Here is a 19,057-nt window from a genome sequence, read left to right as displayed (position 1 = left end):
GCTGACCGATCACTGTAGCGGGGCGGCCTGGTAACAGGTCACCCTCTCAATGATCAAGGAAGAGCACCCATGAGTGAAATTCAGAACGCTGGAAACAATGTCCAGGTTAACAACGGTGACTTGCTGGTGTTTGTCGGTCTGTCTGAAGAAAACAGCGACGCACTCAAGTACAGTCATCTGTTCAGTTCGCTTGCCGCTTCGGCGGAGTACTTTCCCACCACCGAAGGCCAACAATGGTTCCAGGCTTACCTGAAGACCATGGAGAGTTGTGGTTGGCTGCCTGTCAAATTTTCGTACGTCAAGGAAGCTGCCAGCGCGCAGAATTTTTCGGTAAAAAACCTGCTGGTCAAAGCGGTCAAGGCTGGCCTGGGGTACGCCACCGGTGGTGCTTCGATGGTGTCTTCACTGGTCAGTGTTGCCAGTGATGCGGTTGATACCGTGGCGCAAAGCCCGGAGGCCGTTGCCCTGCTGGATCGTTTGAACGCAGAAAAAGAGGGTACTTCGTTGAGCATTGCGGTATGCACCCAACAGGCTAACGGTGAGGTCATGCTCAGCGTCGGGTGCATTCAGAGCAGCGAATCCCCGCCTGATAAATCCAGCTTTCTGGTCTTTGAGTGGAGCTCCAGCCATTCCGACAGCTACACCGGTGCTGCTGCCTTGACCTTCCATCGTGGTCTTTATGACACAGTCAAGAGCACGTTGATTCAGCGTGTAGGCGACAAGAGCAAAAACGACGTGCTCACCAAACCCATCGAACCGAAAAAACGACCTTGATGTTGTTCACCGGCGACGCAGGTCGCCGGCGAACCTGATTTGCACAGGGAGGTTTGAGGTGCACACAAAGCGCTTTTCATTAGTACTGTCGGGAAACTGTCTGCTGTTGTTGTCAGCGGATCTTGATGACCAGCAACGACAGGATGCCATCGACGCACACCTGTTTTGCTGGCTCAACGCCTCGGCCGAGTTCTTGCTGTTGAGTGAAAACCAGCAGTGGCATGGCACCTATATGGACAGGCATACCGGTTTGGGGTGGGTTGTCAGCGCAACCGGCGAAAGGATCAACGTCGAGACGGCTACAGTGCCCTTCACGCCCTTGGCAATTGCCTGGCATGGGTTAGGTTCTTTGCCTGCATCGCTGCTACCGACGCTGAATGCCGCACTGACGATGATCCAGGCATTGCCGGAAACTCATCCGGCATTGCAGGCGCTGGGTGCAGAAGCGCTGGAGCGAACTCAGGCGCCAGGCGTTAAACCCGTTACGCGTATTGCCCTTGAGCTCAGGGTGGTGCTGCCTGGCTTGAAAGTGTTGGCCAGTAGCGTTTTTCTGGAAACCCACCAGTGCCTGGAGCGGCAATGGCTAACGCAACCGCTGGAGATTGAGGAAGTAAGCCGTCAGGTGACGAGAAACTTTACCGGAGAACTGTTCCCAGACGTGTTTGCAGGTATCAGGACATTGCTGGAAACCCGACTTGAGCCTCTTCGCGCCATGTATGTCATGCCTTTGAATGTCAGGGAGGATTCGCTATGAACGAACCGTTGGTTGCACGTGCATCGGTAGTGTCTGGCAGTTTGACGGCATTCTTGCCGACGCTGAGCGCTGAGGATCAGCAGGATGTAATCCTGGCCAACCTTTTTGCTCAGCGCATTGCCCGCTCCGAGCGAGATAGCCGCTTGAACATGGACTGGTTATCCAACTACAAGCGGCGCTTGCAGTTCCTCGGGTGGGATGCGACACCAGCCCCCGACACTTATGTGCCGGGCCCGCAGCCTGGGCCATTGGCGGAGGAGGCGGTCGCACATATTGCACAGCTGGCGACGCAGCAAATGACTCAGGTTGGCCAGCAGGCATTGCAGGGCCTGTCGGAGAATGGTGAAGCCCTTGATTGCTTCGACGCCAATGCGGTGAGCCGGGAACGGGATACCGCCATCTATCAATTGTTGCTCTGCAACAGAGTGGGTAGTCACATCGATATCGTGCTCTACCATCAACAACTCAACGCCAGGCACTTTGCCCCGCATTTTTTGTTCGCCCAGCGCGAGAGTCACCTGCAGGTGGAGGTTCAAGCGCTGGAACGGGTTCGCTTCAACATTCGTCTGTTCAGGCAGGAGTGGCGTAGCAAAGTCTTGAACAGTACGGCCCGGCAACATCTGAACGATGTTCTCCATGTTCCGCTTACAAGGTCAGGTAACCCTTGATCCCGGTGAAGATGATCTGTGCCGCCAGCGCGCAGACGAACAGTCCCATCAACCGGCTGACGATCTCCAGGCCCTGATCGCCTAGGATCCGTTCAATCCGGTGCGACAGGTACAGCACCAGGCCGACGGTGAAGCTGGCCAGCGCGATACTGACCATGACCATCAGTTTGTCGTCCCATTCGGGCTGGCTGACGCCCATGACCAACAAGGCGCCGATGGTGCCCGGGCCGACTGTCAGGGGGATGGTTAGCGGCACGATGGTCACGTCCTGCTGGACGCTGTCGGTCTGCACTGCCGACTTGCCTTGGGCCATGTTCAGCGCCGAGATGAACAGCACGCTGCCCGCGCCGATGCGAAAGGCGTCGGCGGTGATACCGAACACGCCGAAAATCAGCTTGCCGAACAGGTACAGGATGATACTGGCGATGAACGCGGCAAAGGCCACGCGCCAGGCCAGTTGTTTGCGCTCTTTGCTGGAGTGGCCGCGGGTCAGGCTGATGAAGCAGGAGAGCACGAAGAACGGGCTGTAGAGCACGAGCATTTTCAGGTAAACGCTGAACAACGCATAGAGCATGATCGGAGCTCGCGGCAGGGAGGCGTCAGAGAAGTGTATCAGCGCTTGCGGCGCTTACGAGGTGGATACCTGGTTGGATTCGGCTTCACGGCGCGCCACCCAGTGTTCTATCAACTCACGCAGTTGCGACAGCTCGACCGGCTTGGCCATGTGGCCGTCCATGCCTGCCAGGCGTGCGCGTTCTTTATGTTCGGCGAGGATGTGCGCGGTCAGGGCAACCACGGGAGTACGCTTGCGCTGGTTGCTGACTTCCCATATACGCAGTTGCTGAGTGGCCGAGAAGCCATCAAGAACGGGCATTTCGCAGTCCATCAGGACCAGGTCGTAACGCTGCGCTTTCATTGCCTGCAGGGCTTCTTCGCCGTTGCTGGCGGTATCCGGCTCCAGGCTGAGCTTGCCGAGCATGCCGCGAATCACTTTGGTCGAGATGCTGTTGTCTTCGGCAACCAGAATACGAAAGTCGCTGGGCAGGTTGAGTGGGGCTCCCAGGTTGGCTGGGGCCGCAAAGACCGGTTGTTCCTTGCTACGCTGGGCCAGTTCTTCGGCCAGGGTGGTCTTGAGGGTATACCCCGCCACCGGTTTGGCCAGGATCCGCTTGACCCCGGCATTGCGGGCAATGACTTTGCTCGGGGCATTACTGATCCCTGTGAGCATGATCAGCAGAATGTCGTGGTTCAGGCTTGGATCTTCCTTGATCTTGGCCGCCAGTTGCATGCCGGTCATGCCTGGCATGTTCTGATCAAGCAGAACCGCATCGAAATAATCGCGCAGGTGCGCCTTGGTGCGCAGCAAGGCCAGGGCTTCCTTGCCCGAAGGCACCGCACTGACGTTCATGCCCCAGGCGCTGCACTGCTGTACCAGCACCTTGCGGCAGGTGTCGTTATCGTCCACCACCAGAACGCGGGCGCCGCGCAACGGGCCGTCGAGGTCGGCCGCCGGTTGTTCAAGGCGCTGAGGGTCCAGTGGCAAGGTCAGCCACAGGGTGTTGCCCAGTCCATGGCTGGTCTTGATACCGAATTCGCCCTGCATCAGGTTGATCAGCTGTTTGGCAATCACCAGCCCAAGGTGCCCGCCCAGCTTGTTGCTGGACAGGAAGTGCTTGCTGTGCAATTCGGCCTGCAGCAACGCATCGCGCTCACTCGGGGCCATGGCCTCGCCACTGTCCTGTACGGCAATGCGCAGGCGTGGTGTGTCGCCGCGTTGGTCGAGGGCCACTACCAGGAGGATCTCGCCTTGCTCGGTTTTCTTCAGGGCGTTTTCCAGCAGGCTCAACAAGGCCTGGCGCAGGCGGGTCGGATCACCGCTAATGACCCGTGGCACTTGCGGCTGGGTAAAGCTGATCAACTCGATATTTTGCTGTTCGGCCTTGGCGCGGAAAATACTCAGGCAATCTTCGATCAGGGCGTTGAGGTCAAACTGCACGTCATCCAGCTCGATTTGCCCTGACTCGAGCTTGGAAATATCGAGAATCTCGTTGATCAAGGTGAGCAGTTCGTTACCGGCACTGTGGATTGTTTGCACGTAGTCGCGCTGCTTGACCGACAGCGGCGTGCCCAGTAGAAGCTCGGTCATCCCCAGTACCCCGTTCATGGGGGTGCGGATTTCGTGACTGATCTTGGCCAGGAACTCGGCCTTGGCATTGATTTCGGCGTTGCTGGCAGCCAGCGCGCGGCTGGCGCTGAAACGCTCTTCACTGATGCTGCGCAGGCGCTCGCTGACCGACAGGTTGAGCAGCAGGCCACTGAGGCTGGCCAGACCCAGAAGAATGAACAGCAACCATTGGGTCGGCGTGCGGGTCAGACCGAGCAAGGCGGGCAAGACCAGCAGGCAGCCGATGTTGAAAATCAGCATCGCCACGCTGAACAGGCGGGCCGGCGCATAGCCTTTGTACCAGTGGTAGCTGGCCACCAGCAGCATGCTCAGGCTGCCCAGGGCGAACAGCACATAGGTCATCAGGTTGAGCGGCAGGGTGTCGACGAACAGCAGCAGCAGGCCAGTCAGCCCGATCAGGATCATTTCGGCTTGCAGCAGCCGGTTGAGCTGGAGCTGTGCCCGTGGGCCAAAAAAGCGCAGGGTGAAGGTCAGGCCAGCGAGGCTGGCGAGCAGCCCGGTCAGGTACGCCGCTGGGGTTTGTGCCGAATGCCAGAGGCTCCACCAGGGGCCGCTGTAGTTGAGCAGGATCAATGCGCTGAGGAGCATGAGGCCGTGATAAAACGCCAGGCTCAGGCTGGTGCTGGAGCGCGAATAGGCAAAACGGATCAGGTTGTGCAGCATCAGCATCAGCAGGCAGCCGAACAGCAGGCCGAACAGCAGTGACTGGCGTTGGTCGGCGGCCACTTTGGCCGTAGGTTCCAGGCTGATGCTCGGGCGCAGTTGATGCTCGGAGACCAACCGCAGGTAGATGTCCAGGGTGTGCTGACTGTTGGGCAGGGCCAGTTGGTGGTCACTGCTGCGTACAGTCAGTTCGCCGTCTTCGTTCGACTGGCCGTTGTGCAGCTGTTTGATCAGCTGGTCGCCGTCGAGCACATACAGGTCAAGGCGAGAGAGATCGGGAGCGAAGACCCGCAGCAGGTGTTCGTGCTGTCCGGGTTCCAGGCGGTAATGCAGCCACAGCGCCTGGTCGGGCGTTGCAGCATCGAGTTGGTTCAGCTGGATGGGGCTGAATTGGTTGCGGTAGCGTTCGGAGCGAACGTCGCTGAGCTGCAGGCTGGCCTGTTCGTCGAGCAACACTGACCACCCACTGCCTTGCTCGGCAAACGCCGGCGTCAGGCAGAGCAGGGTCAGCAAGCTGACGGTGAAGCTAATGGCGATCCTGAGCCAGCGCACAATGAAATCCCTTTTTAGCAACGTGCCAGATGATAACTATGCGCGGCGCAGCAAGGCGAAGGCAAGGCCCTCGGAGGGCCTCGCCGCCAAGCCGTCAGCAGGACGCCCGGGGCGCTTCTGCTGGCGGGCGCTACGTTATTCCTGATGCTCACCACGTTCGCGGGCGATGGCGCGGTAGCCAATGTCCTTGCGATAGAAACTGCCGTCCCAATTGATCTCGGCGGCGAGGCGGTAGGCCTGCTGCTGAGCGGACTCGACGGTGTTGCCCAGGGCGGTGGCGCAGAGCACACGACCGCCAGCCGAGACAACCTGGCCGTCTTTGAGTGCAGTACCGGCGTGGAACACCTTGCCTTCGATTTTAGCGGCAGCGTCCAGACCGTTGATGGCAGCACCCTTGGTGTAATCACCCGGGTAGCCGCCAGCGGCCAGTACCACGCCCAGGCTAGGACGCGGGTCCCATTGGGCCTCGACCTTGTCCAGGGCTTTGGCGAAGGCGGCTTCGATCAGCAGCACCAGGCTCGACTCCAGGCGCAGCATGACCGGCTGGGTTTCCGGGTCGCCGAAGCGGCAGTTGAACTCGATGACTTTCGGGTTGCCAGCTTTGTCGATCATCAGGCCGGCGTACAGGAAACCGGTGTAGACATTGCCTTCTTCGGCCATGCCACGCACGGTCGGCCAGATCACCTGGTCCATGACGCGCTGGTGGACGTCGGCAGTCACCACCGGTGCTGGCGAGTAGGCCCCCATGCCGCCGGTGTTCGGGCCGGTATCGCCGTCGCCGACACGTTTGTGGTCCTGACTGGTGGCCATCGGCAGTACGTTGTGGCCATCGACCATGACGATGAAGCTGGCTTCTTCGCCATCGAGGAACTCCTCGATTACCACACGGGAACCGGCTTCACCGAAGGCGTTGCCGGCGAGCATGTCGCGTACGGCGTCTTCGGCTTCGGCCAGGGTCATGGCGACGATCACGCCTTTACCGGCGGCCAGACCGTCGGCCTTGATCACTATCGGTGCGCCTTTTTTGCGTAGGTAGGCCAGGGCCGGTTCGATCTCGGTGAAGTTCTGGTAGTCGGCAGTCGGGATCTTGTGGCGCGCCAGGAAGTCCTTGGTAAAGGCCTTGGAGCCTTCCAGTTGGGCGGCGCCTTTGGTTGGGCCGAAGCAATCCAGGCCGCGGCTGCGGAACAGATCAACCACACCGGCAACCAGCGGGCCTTCAGGACCGACGATGGTCAGGGCGACGTTCTTTTCGGCAAAGTCGGCCAGTTGCTCCAGGGCGGTGACGTCAATGTTGACGTTCTCGCACTTGGCTTCGGTGGCGGTGCCGGCGTTGCCCGGGGCAACGAAGACTTTCTCGACCCGTGGGTCTTGAGCGACTTTCCAGGCCAGGGCGTGTTCACGACCGCCGCTACCGATAATCAAAACATTCATGTCAAAACCTCGATGACGCTAATTCTTCAATCAGAAAGCAACGCTTTCTGCGCTTCTGCTGTGTATGCATTGCGAGGCCGCACTGAAGCAGGTGTCTGCTTCAGTGCGGCCGTTTGACGATTAGTGACGGAAGTGGCGCATGCCGGTGAAGACCATGGCAATGCCTGCTTCGTCGGCGGCCGCAATCACTTCGGCATCACGCATCGAGCCACCTGGCTGGATCACTGCCGTGATACCCACTTTAGCTGCGTTATCGATGCCGTCACGGAACGGGAAGAACGCATCCGAGGCCATGACGGCGCCCTGCACCTGCAGGCCGGCGTGTTCGGCCTTGATCGCGGCAATGCGTGCCGAGTTCACACGGCTCATCTGGCCGGCGCCGACACCGATGGTCTGACGGTTCTTGGCGTAGACGATGGCGTTGGATTTGACGTACTTGGCCACTTTCCAGGCAAAGATCAGGTCGTGGATCTCTTGCTCGGTCGGCGCACGTTGGGTAACGACCTTCAGGTCGCCTTCGGTGATCATGCCGATGTCACGGCTCTGCACCAGCAGGCCACCGGTGACGCGCTTGTAATCCCAGGCAGCGGCACGTTCAGCCGACCACTGGCCGCAGGCCAGCAGACGAACGTTGGCTTTGGCTGCAACCACGGCGCGGGCTTCTTCGCTGACGCTCGGGGCGATGATCACTTCGACGAACTGACGCTCGACGATGGCTTTGGCGGTTTCTGCGTCCAGTTCGCGGTTGAAGGCGATGATGCCGCCGAATGCCGACTCGGTGTCGGTGGCGTAGGCCAGCTCATACGCCTGGCGGATGCCGCCTTCGGCGTCCGGGCTCACTGCCACGCCGCACGGGTTGGCGTGCTTGACGATGACGCAGGCCGGCTTGACGAAGCTCTTCACGCACTCCAGGGCAGCGTCGGTGTCAGCCACGTTGTTGTAGGACAGCTCTTTGCCCTGCAACTGTACCGCGGTAGCGATACCGGCCTCGGCAGGCTTGGCTTCGACATAGAACGCCGCGCTCTGGTGCGGGTTCTCGCCGTAACGCATTTCCTGGGCTTTGACGAACTGGCTGTTGAAGGTGCGCGGGAACTCGCTGCGACCGGAGGTCGACAGGGTCTCGGCGGCCTGGTTCACAGTGCCCATGTAGTTGGCGATCATGCCGTCGTAGGCGGCGGTGTGCTCAAAGGCCTTGAGCATCAGGTCGAAGCGCTGGGCGTAGGTCAGGCCGCCAGCCTTGAGGCTTTCCAGAACCTGACCGTAGTCGCTGGCATTGACCACGATAGCGACGTCTTTGTGGTTCTTGGCCGCGGAGCGGACCATGGTCGGGCCGCCGATGTCGATGTTTTCGATCGCGGTCGGCAGGTCGCAACCCGGCTTGGAGATGGTGGCTTCGAACGGGTACAGGTTGACGGCAACCAGGTCGATCGGCTTGATGCCGTGCTCGGCCATGATGGCGTCGTCGGTGCCGCGACGGCCCAGGATGCCACCGTGGATTTTCGGGTGCAGGGTCTTGACCCGGCCGTCCATCATTTCGGCAAAACCGGTGTAGTCGGCAACTTCCACCGCGGCAACGCCGTTGTCCTGGAGCAGCTTGAAGGTGCCGCCGGTGGACAGGATCTCGACGCCAAGCTGTTGCAGCTCACGGGCGAATTCAAGGATCCCGGTCTTGTCGGAAACACTGATCAAGGCGCGGCGGATCGGCAGGCGGGTAGTCTGGTCGGTCATTTCAGATTCCATAACGCGGTGGAGTCAGCAAAAAAGGCGACCTCATCGAATGGGAGCCGCCTTTTCTGGTTTGGATGCTTGCTTACAACAAATCGTACTGTTTGAGCTTTTTGCGCAAGGTGCCGCGGTTGAGCCCGAGCAGCTCGCTGGCTTTGGTCTGGTTGCCCTTGACGTAGTTCATCACGCTTTCGAGCAAGGGCGCTTCGACTTCCGAGAGCACCAGGTTGTACACGTCCGTGACGGCCGCGCCCTCGAGATGGGCGAAATAGTTGTGCAGCGCCTTTTCCACACTGCCGCGAAGGGTCTGACCTTCTTCGCTCGGTGTATTCAGGTGCTGTTTCAGGTTGACGTTGTCGCTCACGGGCGTTGTTCCACTCACTAAAGTCTCGGTCATCATCGTCATGCGGCCACCCCTTGTCCGTCCTCTGTCTCAAGGCTCTGTTCACGATCGCGGAAAAAACCGCGAACGTCGGCGCACTGCGCTTGCGTATCTTCCAAACGATTGAACTGGGCGCGAAACTCCTTTGCGCCCGGAAGTGTTGCCAGGTACCAGCCGACATGCTTGCGGGCGATGCGTACGCCCATCACATCGCCATAAAAGGCGTGTAGCGCGGCCAGGTGTTCCAGCAGAATACGTTCCACTTCTTCCAGCTGCGGCGCTGGCAATTGCTCGCCGGTGCGCAGGTAATGCTCGATCTCGCGAAAGATCCATGGCCGCCCCTGGGCAGCCCTGCCGATCAGCAGACCATCGGCCCCGGTCGCCTGTAGCACGGCCTGGGCTTTTTCTGGCGAGGTGATGTCGCCGTTGGCAAACACCGGGATCGACACCGCCTGCTTGATGGCTGCGATGGTGTCGTACTCGGCGTCGCCAGTGTAAAGGTCGGCACGGGTTCGCCCGTGTACCGCCAATGCCTGGATACCGGCCTGCTCGGCAATTCTTGCTACCGTCAGCCCGTTTTTGTTCTCCCTGTCCCAACCCGTGCGGATTTTCAGCGTGACCGGTACATCCACGGCGGCAACAACCGCATGGAGGATCTCGCTGACCAAGGCTTCATCTTTCAATAAAGCAGAGCCTGCAGCCTTGTTGCAGACTTTTTTTGCAGGACAGCCCATGTTGATGTCGATGATCTGTGCGCCGGCCTCGACGTTGGCCACGGCGGCAGCTGCGAGCATCTGCGCGTCACCACCGGCGATCTGTACCGAGCGTGGCTCGGGATCACCATCGTGAATCATGCGCAGGCGCGACTTGCGGCTGTTCCACAGGCTCATGTCGCTGCTGACCATCTCCGACACCACCAGGCCTGCACCCATTCGTCGGCATAGCTGACGGAATGGCTGGTCCGTGACCCCGGCCATCGGGGCAAGAATCAGATTGTTCTGCAGTGTGTATGGGCCGATGCGTACCGCCGACATAGGAGTTCCCTGTTGTGGGGCCGGATCATTAGAGTTCGAAAAAGGGTTGGCATGATACCCGCTCTCGGTGACCGGATAAAGATAGATTTGGATAAAATCTGAACAACTGGCGTGCCGGCGCGAGTGGCAAGGTTCAGGCCATAAGTAAAAGCAGACCGACGCACGGCCTGCTGATTACTGTGGCTTGAACCTTGCTGTCTGCGGCTTTGCACCTATTCCGGCGAACGGAAGCTCAGGCTGTAATTGACCGCTTTCGGACCCGGGTCGAGGATGTCCAGGGCGATATGAATCGGCACCTGGCTGGGCATTTCACCCTTGCCGGCCAATTCACCACTGAGGTACTCGGTAGGTTTGAAGCGCCGGCTGGCGATCAACTGACCGTTGAGATCGGCAAAACGCAGCTCCAGCAGCGGAAACGGCTGGGTGAAAGGGGCGCGGTTGTAGATGATCGCATCGACGATCAGTGCGCCATTGAAATCGGGGTGGCTACGCACCACCAGGTTGCTGCTTTTTATTCGGGCGATATCGACCCGCGAAGGGACCTGGCAGCCGACCTGTGGGCAGATCTGCTGGAACCAGGGGCGGTACTGGTCCTGGCGGGCCAGCTCGTCGAAGTGGTACCAGATGTACTGGCCTGCGAGGGCTGCAGCGGCCAGCAGAATCAACAAGATCCACAGCAGACGCTTGCCCCAGTGGGCCTTGGGTTTCTGCCAGTCCAGCTGCAGCGGGTCGTCGACCAGGTCGAGCAGAGGCTCCTTGCGTGCAGGGCGGCTGCTAATCGGACCCAGGCCGGGCTCGTGACGCTCGTGCGGGTCGACCTGGGGTGAATCCAGGTCGTCATCCGGCTCGTTCGCCGACAGGCGTTCGATCGGTGGTTCGTCATGCTCGACCGCGAACCCGTGAGGATGGCTGGGCGCCTCCTCCAGGTCGTCATCGAGGATGTCCGGGTCAAGTGACAGCGAGGGTTCGGTGCGTTCTCCGGGCGCTGGGGCCAGGTCCAGGGGCTCCTGCTCGATCAGTGGCGGCTGCGGCTCATCGAGCGCCTCATGCTGTTCTTCACGCTCATCGCTGGGGGTGCTGAACAAGCTGTCGGGCCAGACCTGATCATCGCTTTCCGGCTCGTCGCGATGGGCACTGAGGCTCTCCTCGCGAGGGCCGGTGCCCTTAAGCTCGGTAATCGGCTGGATTTCCCGTTGCTCCAGGCGCGCCAGCTCCTCATCCAGATCAAGTTGGTCCAGATCAAGTTCGGCAGCGCTCCAGTCGTGCCGCTCGGGTGAAGGCGCCGGCGTCGGGGCTTCCACTTCGGCAGGCGCGGGCGCGGCAGCGGGCTGTTGCGCCGCGCTTTGCTCCAGCAGCTGCTTGGCCGCGTTGAACACCTGCATGCAGGCGCCGCAGCGCACCACGCCGCGGGCCACACTCAACTGATTGTGGCTGACGCGAAAGCTGGTCTGGCAATGCGGGCACTGGGTGACGAAACTGTCGGTCATGCGGCGGTCCGGGTTATGCAGAAGTTTATTCTAGGCGCACTTAGCGGCGGCGACCACTGATGCGTACCCAGCCGTCGCGAACAGTGATCGGGTCCAGCTCGAAGTCCTTGGCGTAGGCGGCAGCCACCTCTTCGCCCTGCTCGGCGAGGATGCCGGACAAGGCCAGCAGGCCACCCGGGCGTACCAGGCCAGAGAGCTGGGGCGCGAGGGCAACCAGCGGGCCGGCGAGAATGTTGGCGACCAGTACGTCGGCCTGCATTGCTGGCATGTGCTCGGGCAGGTACAGGGCGAATTTCTCGTCGGCGATACCGTTGCGCCCGGCGTTGTCGCGCGAGGCTTCCAGGGCCTGGACGTCGATGTCGGTGCCGACGGCTTCGCGGGCACCCAGTAGCAGGGCAGCGATGGCCAGAATCCCGGAACCGCAACCGAAGTCGAGCACCTGGGTGCCATTCAGGTCCTGGCCATCGAGCCACTCCAGGCACAGCGCGGTGGTCGGGTGAGTGCCGGTGCCGAACGCCAGGCCCGGATCGAGCAGCAGATTGACAGCCTCCGGCTCTGGTGCGGCGTGCCAGCTTGGCACGATCCACAGCCGCTGGCCGAAGCGCATGGGCTGGAAGTTGTCCATCCAGCTGCGCTCCCAGTCCTGGTCTTCGATCACTTCGGCCTGGTGTTCCGGCAGTTCGGTGCCGGTCAGCAGCTGCAGGTGTGCGAACACCGCTTTGGCATCGGTATCGGCTTCGAACAGGGCGAGCAGGTGGGTGTGCGACCACAGCGGGGTGGTGTTGAGGTCCGGTTCGAAGATGGGCTGGTCTTCGGCGTCCATGAAGGTGACCGAAACCGCGCCTACTTCGAGCAGGGCATCTTCATAGGTTTCGGCTTGTTCCGGGCTGATGGCCAGACGTACTTGCAGCCAAGGCATGGCGGGCACCTTTGAAAAAATCTACGGGGCAGCCCGAGGCTGCGAGAAGCCCGCCAGTTTACTTGAGTACGAGGGGTTTGTAATGAAGAGCATGACGGGGGATGGCGACAAGGCCTGCGGATAAAAAAAAGACCCCGGCCAATGGGCCGGGGTCTTTTTCACTTCACTTCAAGATCAGTCCTGGTTAGCCAGTTTGTGTTCCAGATAGTGAATGTTGACGCCACCTTTGCAGAAACCTTCATCGCGCACCAGGTCGCGGTGCAGCGGGATGTTGGTCTTGATGCCGTCGACGACGATTTCGTCCAGGGCATTGCGCATGCGTGCCATGGCTTCGTCACGGTCTTTGCCGTAGGTGATCAGCTTGCCGATCAGCGAGTCGTAGTTCGGCGGAACCGAATAACCGCTGTACAGGTGCGAGTCGACGCGAACGCCGTTGCCACCCGGGGCGTGGAAGTGCTTGACCGTGCCTGGGCTCGGGATGAACTTGCGCGGGTCTTCGGCGTTGATCCGGCACTCCAGGGAGTGACCACGGATTACGACGTCTTCCTGGCGGAACGACAGCTTGTTGCCAGCGGCGATGCTGAGCATCTCCTTGACGATGTCGATACCGGTGACCATCTCCGAAACCGGGTGCTCCACCTGAACACGGGTGTTCATTTCGATGAAGTAGAAACGGCCGTTCTCGTAGAGGAACTCGAAGGTGCCAGCGCCACGGTAGCCGATCTCGATGCAGGCATCGACACAGCGCTTGAACACTTCCTGGCGGGCTTTTTCGTCGATACCCGGTGCTGGCGCTTCTTCCAGGACCTTCTGGTGGCGGCGCTGCAGCGAGCAATCGCGGTCACCCAGGTGTACGGCGTTGCCTTGACCGTCGGACAGTACCTGGACTTCCACGTGGCGTGGGTTGGTCAGGAACTTTTCCAGGTACACCATCGGGTTGCCGAACGCAGCACCGGCTTCGGTGCGGGTCAGCTTGGCCGAGGCGATCAGGTCTTCTTCCTTGTGCACGACGCGCATGCCGCGACCACCACCGCCACCGGCGGCCTTGATGATCACCGGGTAGCCAACCTCGCGGGCAATGGCCAGCGCGGTTTCTTCGTCTTCCGGCAGCGGGCCGTCGGAACCCGGAACGGTCGGAACGCCGGTCTTGATCATCGCGTCCTTGGCCGAAACCTTGTCGCCCATCAGGCGAATGGTGTCGGCTTTCGGGCCGATGAAGGCGAAGCCGGAGTTCTCCACCTGTTCGGCGAAATCGGCGTTTTCGGCGAGGAAGCCGTAGCCTGGGTGGATAGCGGTGGCGCCGGTCACTTCTGCGGCGGCGATGATCGCCGGAATGTGCAGGTAGGAGTCCTTGGAGGAGGCGGGGCCAATGCACACCGACTCGTCGGCCAGGCCCAGGTGCATCAGTTCACGGTCAGCCGTGGAGTGTACGGCGACGGTCTTGATGCCCAGCTCTTTACAGGCACGCAGGATCCGCAGGGCAATTTCCCCACGGTTGGCAATCAGGACTTTTTCCAGCTTCGCAGACATCGTTGGCTCTCCGCGGTTCAAACGATGGTGAACAGCGGCTGGTCGAACTCAACCGGCTGACCGTCTTCTACCAGGATGGATTCGATCACACCGCTGGTTTCAGCTTCGATGTGGTTCATCATCTTCATGGCTTCGACGATGCACAGGGTGTCGCCTTTCTTCACGGTCTGGCCGACTTCAACGAAGGCTGGCGAGGTAGGCGAGGCCTTGCGGTAGAAGGTACCGACCATTGGCGAACGGGCAACGGTGCCGTTCAGTTTTGGTGCGGCCGGGGCTTCGGCGGCGGCTGGTGCGGCGGCGGCAGGCGCGGCAACCGGGGCAGCAGCAACTGGCGCAGGTGCGTAGTACTGTTGGGCCGGGGTCTTGCTGTGACGGCTGATCCGTACGGATTCCTCGCCTTCCTTGATCTCCAGCTCGTCGATGCCAGACTCTTCCAGCAGTTCGATCAGTTTCTTGACTTTACGGATATCCATTAATCATCAACTCCCAAGGTTCGGTCAGGGGCGTAAATACAAAAACGTGTAAGTAAACGTTTCTTGTGAGCCCTGGCCTGGTGGCCAGGTTCTCGTCATCAGGGCTTCGCGTTAGCAGCCAGGTGTTCCAGGGCAGACTCCAGGGCCAGCCGGTAACCGCTGGCGCCCAGGCCGCAAATCACCCCTACGGCGACATCGGAAAAGTAGGAGTGATGGCGAAAAGGTTCGCGTTTGTGCACGTTGGACAGATGCACTTCGATGAATGGGATGCTCACCGCCAGCAACGCGTCACGTAATGCGACACTTGTATGTGTGAAAGCCGCCGGATTGATCAGGATAAAGTCGACGCCTTCGCTGCGCGCAGCATGGATGCGGTCGATCAGTTCGTACTCGGCATTGCTTTGCAGGTACTGCAGGTGATGGCCGGCGGCGCGGGCGCGCTGCTCCAGGTCCTGGTTGATCTGGGCCAGGGTAACGGCGCCGTAGACACCCGGTTCACGGGTACCGAGCAGGTTCAGGTTGGGGCCGTGCAGCACCAGTAGCGTTGCCATCTGTGTTTCCTTTTGTCGTTAGGCACAAACGTTGCGCGGCGACTATGCCGTAAACCGCCGGGCAGTGTCCAGTTACCGGCAATAGCCAGCACGATGACCGAGATTCACGGCAAATATGTGACTAACTTATTAATTTCGGTCATCGATGGCGGCGTTTGTACGGCCAGAAGAAGTTATAGACCCAGATCGCTGCGAATGCGCGTCAGATGCTCAGCAAATTCGACGGCGTTTGTCTCACCTACTACCCGATCAGCGATTTTTTCGCTGCCGTTCGCAGCAAAGAACAGCAGCGCTGGCGGTCCGAACAGCTGGTAGCGGTCGAGCAGGGCGCGCTGTTCGGCGTTGCTTTCGGTGATGTCGAAGCGCAACAGCGTGTAGCCCTGGAGCTGCTGTTTGACAGCCGGAGCGGTGAGTACCTCATGCTCGATGACTTTGCAGCTGATGCACCAGTCGGCGTACCAGTCCAGCACCACCGGTTTTCCGTCAGCCTTGGCCTGGGCCAGGGCACTGTCGAGGGCGGCGGGGGTGGTAATGGTCCTCCAGTCGGCCTGCGTCGCCACCGGCGCGTTGCTTTCAACTCGCATTGCAGCGGCTTGGGGCAGCGGACGCAGTGGATCGGTCTGGCCACTCAGGGCGCCGTACCAGCACGCCAGGGCATAGGCCAGAAGTACCAGGCCAAGCAATTGCGCCAGACGCTGCAGCGTGGTTTTCACCGTGAACTCCAGGGTGCCGAGGAACAGGGCAACACCGGCACTCAACAGGCCCACCAGCAGCAAGGTGATCTGCCCTGGCAATACCCGGCTCAGAAGGGCGATGGCCAGGCCCAGCAACAGCACGCCAATGGCATTTTTTACTGTGACCAGCCAAGGCCCGCTTTTCGGCAACCAGGCGGCACCGCCAGTGGCCACCAGCAGTAGCGGGGCGCCCATGCCCAGCCCGAGGGCAAACAGCTTCAGGGCGCCGCCCAGCGCATCACCGCTGGCACTGATATACAGCAGCGCGCCGGCCAGGGGGGCCGACACGCAGGGCGATACCAGCAGGCTGGAAAATATCCCGAGAATGGCCGCACCGAGCAGCGATCCGCCTTTGGTCTGGCCCACCAGGCGCTCCAGGCGATGGCTGATGGCATGCGGCAGCTTCAGTTCGAACAGGCCGAACATGGCCAGCGCAAACAGTACAAAGAACAGCGAGAACGGCACCAGCACCCAGGCCGATTGCAGTCGCGCCTGCAGGTTCATGCTGGCGCCAAACAGGCCCATCAGGGCGCCGAGCAGGGCAAAGCACGCGGCCATAGGCAGCACGTAGGCCAGCGACAGGCTGAAACCGCGCAGGCCCCCGACCTGGCCGCGCAGCACTACGCCAGACAGGATCGGCAGCATCGGCAGGACGCACGGGGTGAAGGTCAGGCCGACACCGGCGAGGAAGAACAGCAGCAGTTCTTTCCAGGTCCACGCCTTGACGCTGGTACCGGCGCTGGCCGGCTGCACGGTGCCGCTGCCGTCGATGCTCAGGCGTGCGGTTTCCGGTGGATAGCACAGGCCTTTGTCGGCGCAGCCCTGGTAGCCAACCAGCAGGGTAAAGGCGCGGTTGTCGCTGGCAGGGCGGGGGATGTCGATATCGACAATGCCGTGGTAGACCTCGACGTTGCCAAAAAACTCGTCATGCTTGGCCTCGCCCGCGGGGATCTGCGCCGTGCCCAGGGCGATATCGGCGGGTTCGGTGTGGAACTGGAAGCGATGCCGATACAGGTAATAACCTTCGGTTGCGACGAAGCGCAGCTTGATGCTGTGGGCATCGCTTTGCACCAGGCTGAGCTTGAAGGCTTCGTGTACCGGCAGGAAATCGGCGCTGTTGTTCAGCGATGACGCACCCAGGGTGGCGCTGGGCCGGTTGTCGAGCAGGCCGGCGCCGACGGCGGGCAAGGCCAGGAGCAGAGTCAGGAGTAAAAGCAGGCGGCGCATGGCGGTCTCGCAGTACAAAAGTGCCTGCATGATAACGGACTGCGTCCCGCCCCGCCGCAACCCTGTAGGAGCGGATTTATCCGCGATGGGCTGCGCAGCAGCTCCGGGCCCTTGCTGGCGGTAAACAACGGCGACCGCTGCGCGCTCGATCGCAGGCTTCGCCAGCGCCTGCAAAATTCAGGTTCGGATCAGACCCGGAAGGTCCGTACTGCAGTGTTCAGCTCGCCGCCCAGCCTGAGCAGCTGTTCGCCTTGTTCCCGCCCTTCACCGATACGCTGCAGGTTGTCTTCGCCCAGGTCATGGATGCGCTCGCTGTGATCGCGAATTTCACTGACTGCGCCACTCTGCTGAGCTGTAACGTCAGCAATACGCACGGCGGTATCGGCGATGGTCTGGATCGCCGCGACGATTTCGTCCAGCGCTCCGTCAGCCGCCTGCGCCTGGTTTGCAGTCGCCTCGGCGTGTTCAAGCTGGGCACGCATGCCCTCGACCGATTCGCGGGCAGCCTGCTGCAGGCGACCGATCAAGGTCTGAATTTCGCCGGTGGCGCCGGTGGTGCGCTGGGCCAGGGAACGTACTTCTTCGGCAACCACGGCAAAGCCGCGACCCATTTCTCCGGCGCGTGCCGCTTCAATGGCAGCGTTCAGCGCCAGCAGGTTGGTTTGCTCGGCAATCGAGCGAATCACGGTGAGCACGCCGCCGATGGTCCCGGACTCCTCCGCCAGTTGCTCGATCATCTGTGCATTGCCCTGCACTTCATCCACCAGTGCGCGCAGCCCGGCAAGGCTCTGGCCGATTACCGCCTGGCCTTGCTCCACGGCACGTCCGGCATCACGGCTGGCATCGGCTGCCTGGCTGGCGTCACCGGCTACCTGAACGATGGTGGCTTCCAGTTCACCCAGGGCGTCGCGTATCTGCGCGGTGTCACCGGCCTGACGCTCGGCGCCTTCGTGCAGGGCGCTGCTCATGCCGGCCAGGGCGTGGCTGCTGCCCGCCACTTGTTCGGCGTTGTTGCGGATGGTGCCGACCAGCTCCACCAGGTACAGACGCAGGCGGTTGAGGGAGTCCTGAATATCGTGAATTTCGCGGTTGCTCTTGCCCAACGCAATTGGCTGGCTGAAATCGCCTTCGGTCCAGCGCGACAAGGCGGGTGCAAGGTTGGTCAGCACCCTGGCCAGGCGTCGCTGCAAGGTATCGATAAGCAGGGCAATCAACAGAATCAGGCCGATCATCAAACCCTGAATCAGCCGTACTTCGTTCTGGATGGCGGCGTGCTGGCTACGCACCAGGGGCTCCAGGGCCGCAATGGCCTGTTGCACAGCAGCAATCTGTTGATGGGTGCTGGTGGCCAGTTCGCTGCGGCGCTGGATTTGTTCGCGGGTGCGTAGCAGCTCGCCCGGGTAGCGTTTAAGCAGGCTGTTCAGCTCACGCTTGAGGGCGATGCCGGTGTCTTCGGCCTCACCGCTCCCCTGCGCCTCCAGCCCCATGAGCGCGGCAAAGTCGTCGGCGCCGGACTCGCGGGCGGCGGTAACGCCGAGCAGCGGCAGCGCCTCCAGTGCCTCGGCCTGAGCACTGATCTGCGCAAGCTCTCGCTCTACTTCAGCGGCCAGTTCGCTACGGCCACTGCTGACCAGCTTTTCGCGGGCCAGCGTCAGACGCGACAGGTGCAATGTGGCGCGTAGCAGCAGCGGCGCATAACTTGCTGCTTCGGTGCTGTTGCTGCCCTGGGTGTAACTGGCCAGTTGCTCGAGGTTTGCTCCCAGTTCGCGTTCGGCCTGCAATAGCAGCGCCTGCGGGTCACCGGCCAGTTTGCCGGCTGACAGCAGTTCATTGGCGGTAAAGCGCTGCAGGCTGTCCAGGCTCGGCGTCAAGGTGGCCGACAGCGCGTCGGGCAGTTGCTGGAGCGATTCCTGCAGGGCGGCAGTTGCCTGAACGGCCGTGGCGTGGCGCAGGGCATCGCCGCTGCTC

General features: G+C 61.2%; 16 protein-coding genes. 3 read left to right on the top strand and 13 right to left on the bottom strand.

Going from position 1 to position 19,057, the window contains the following annotated elements:
• Positions 1–69 precede the first annotated feature (69 nt).
• Genes DM813_RS00465 through DM813_RS00455 form a run of 3 tightly spaced genes read left to right on the top strand, consistent with a single transcriptional unit; the run spans position 70 to position 2,196 of the window.
• Positions 70–774, top strand: coding sequence for a hypothetical protein (locus DM813_RS00465; RefSeq protein ID WP_128321487.1), 705 nt, complete (start codon positions 70–72; stop codon positions 772–774).
• Positions 775–832: 58 nt separating this feature from the next.
• Entirely contained in the window at positions 833–1,528 is a 696-nt protein-coding gene (locus DM813_RS00460) for a hypothetical protein (protein WP_128321486.1), read from the top strand.
• On the top strand, positions 1,525–2,196 hold the full coding sequence (locus DM813_RS00455) for a hypothetical protein (RefSeq protein WP_128321485.1): 672 nt from the start codon (positions 1,525–1,527) through the stop codon (positions 2,194–2,196). The genes DM813_RS00460 and DM813_RS00455 overlap by 4 nt, the downstream gene beginning before the upstream one ends.
• On the opposite strand, the gene DM813_RS00450 is transcribed toward DM813_RS00455, so the two are convergent.
• The 13 genes from DM813_RS00450 to DM813_RS28850 form a co-directional block, all read right to left on the bottom strand.
• Positions 2,174–2,770 carry a MarC family protein gene (locus tag DM813_RS00450; RefSeq protein WP_128321484.1) on the bottom strand — a complete coding sequence of 199 codons (597 nt, stop codon included), beginning with the start codon at positions 2,768–2,770 and terminating at the stop codon, positions 2,174–2,176. The two genes, DM813_RS00455 and DM813_RS00450, sit on opposite strands and share 23 nt — an antisense overlap.
• A gap of 54 nt (positions 2,771–2,824) precedes the next feature.
• The gene (locus tag DM813_RS00445) at positions 2,825–5,596 is read right to left on the bottom strand and encodes a hybrid sensor histidine kinase/response regulator (protein WP_128321483.1); all 2,772 of its coding nucleotides are present in this window, start codon (positions 5,594–5,596) and stop codon (positions 2,825–2,827) included.
• Between the two features lie 135 nt (positions 5,597–5,731).
• Positions 5,732–7,027, bottom strand: a complete 1,296-nt coding sequence (gene purD / locus DM813_RS00440) for a phosphoribosylamine--glycine ligase (protein WP_128321482.1) — start codon at positions 7,025–7,027, stop codon at positions 5,732–5,734.
• Positions 7,028–7,147: 120 nt separating this feature from the next.
• A complete protein-coding gene (gene purH, locus DM813_RS00435; protein WP_128321481.1) occupies positions 7,148–8,755 on the bottom strand; it encodes a bifunctional phosphoribosylaminoimidazolecarboxamide formyltransferase/IMP cyclohydrolase in 1,608 nt (535 codons plus the stop codon).
• Between the two features lie 82 nt (positions 8,756–8,837).
• Positions 8,838–9,158 (bottom strand): DNA-binding transcriptional regulator Fis, encoded by a 321-nt coding sequence (gene fis, locus DM813_RS00430; RefSeq protein ID WP_003186237.1) that lies wholly within the window; start codon positions 9,156–9,158, stop codon positions 8,838–8,840.
• Positions 9,155–10,168, bottom strand: coding sequence for a tRNA dihydrouridine synthase DusB (gene dusB / locus DM813_RS00425; protein WP_128321480.1), 1,014 nt, complete (start codon positions 10,166–10,168; stop codon positions 9,155–9,157). Before dusB ends, fis begins: the two co-directional genes overlap by 4 nt.
• A gap of 212 nt (positions 10,169–10,380) precedes the next feature.
• Entirely contained in the window at positions 10,381–11,655 is a 1,275-nt protein-coding gene (locus DM813_RS00415; RefSeq protein WP_128321479.1) for a DUF3426 domain-containing protein, read from the bottom strand.
• 40 nt (positions 11,656–11,695) lie between these two features.
• Positions 11,696–12,574 (bottom strand): 50S ribosomal protein L11 methyltransferase, encoded by an 879-nt coding sequence (gene prmA / locus DM813_RS00410; RefSeq protein WP_128321478.1) that lies wholly within the window; start codon positions 12,572–12,574, stop codon positions 11,696–11,698.
• A 174-nt stretch (positions 12,575–12,748) separates the two neighbouring features.
• Complete coding sequence (gene accC / locus DM813_RS00405; RefSeq protein WP_128321477.1) at positions 12,749–14,104, bottom strand: acetyl-CoA carboxylase biotin carboxylase subunit; 1,356 nt, start codon at positions 14,102–14,104, stop codon at positions 12,749–12,751.
• A gap of 17 nt (positions 14,105–14,121) precedes the next feature.
• Positions 14,122–14,577, bottom strand: coding sequence for an acetyl-CoA carboxylase biotin carboxyl carrier protein (accB, locus tag DM813_RS00400; protein WP_128321476.1), 456 nt, complete (start codon positions 14,575–14,577; stop codon positions 14,122–14,124).
• 98 nt (positions 14,578–14,675) lie between these two features.
• Positions 14,676–15,128: a type II 3-dehydroquinate dehydratase gene (gene aroQ, locus DM813_RS00395; protein WP_028945755.1), complete on the bottom strand. Its 453-nt coding sequence runs from the start codon at positions 15,126–15,128 to the stop codon at positions 14,676–14,678.
• 173 nt (positions 15,129–15,301) lie between these two features.
• Positions 15,302–17,089: a protein-disulfide reductase DsbD gene (locus tag DM813_RS00390; protein WP_128321475.1), complete on the bottom strand. Its 1,788-nt coding sequence runs from the start codon at positions 17,087–17,089 to the stop codon at positions 15,302–15,304.
• A gap of 188 nt (positions 17,090–17,277) precedes the next feature.
• Positions 17,278–18,057: a methyl-accepting chemotaxis protein gene (locus DM813_RS28850; protein ID WP_420066445.1), complete on the bottom strand. Its 780-nt coding sequence runs from the start codon at positions 18,055–18,057 to the stop codon at positions 17,278–17,280.
• Between the last annotated feature and the right edge of the window lie 1,000 nt (positions 18,058–19,057).

This window comes from Pseudomonas alkylphenolica (assembly GCF_004025535.1).
Taxonomy (GTDB): domain Bacteria; phylum Pseudomonadota; class Gammaproteobacteria; order Pseudomonadales; family Pseudomonadaceae; genus Aquipseudomonas; species Aquipseudomonas alkylphenolica_A.
Note: the sequence above shows the minus strand (reverse complement) of the source record. Positions and strands in the feature narration are given on the sequence as shown.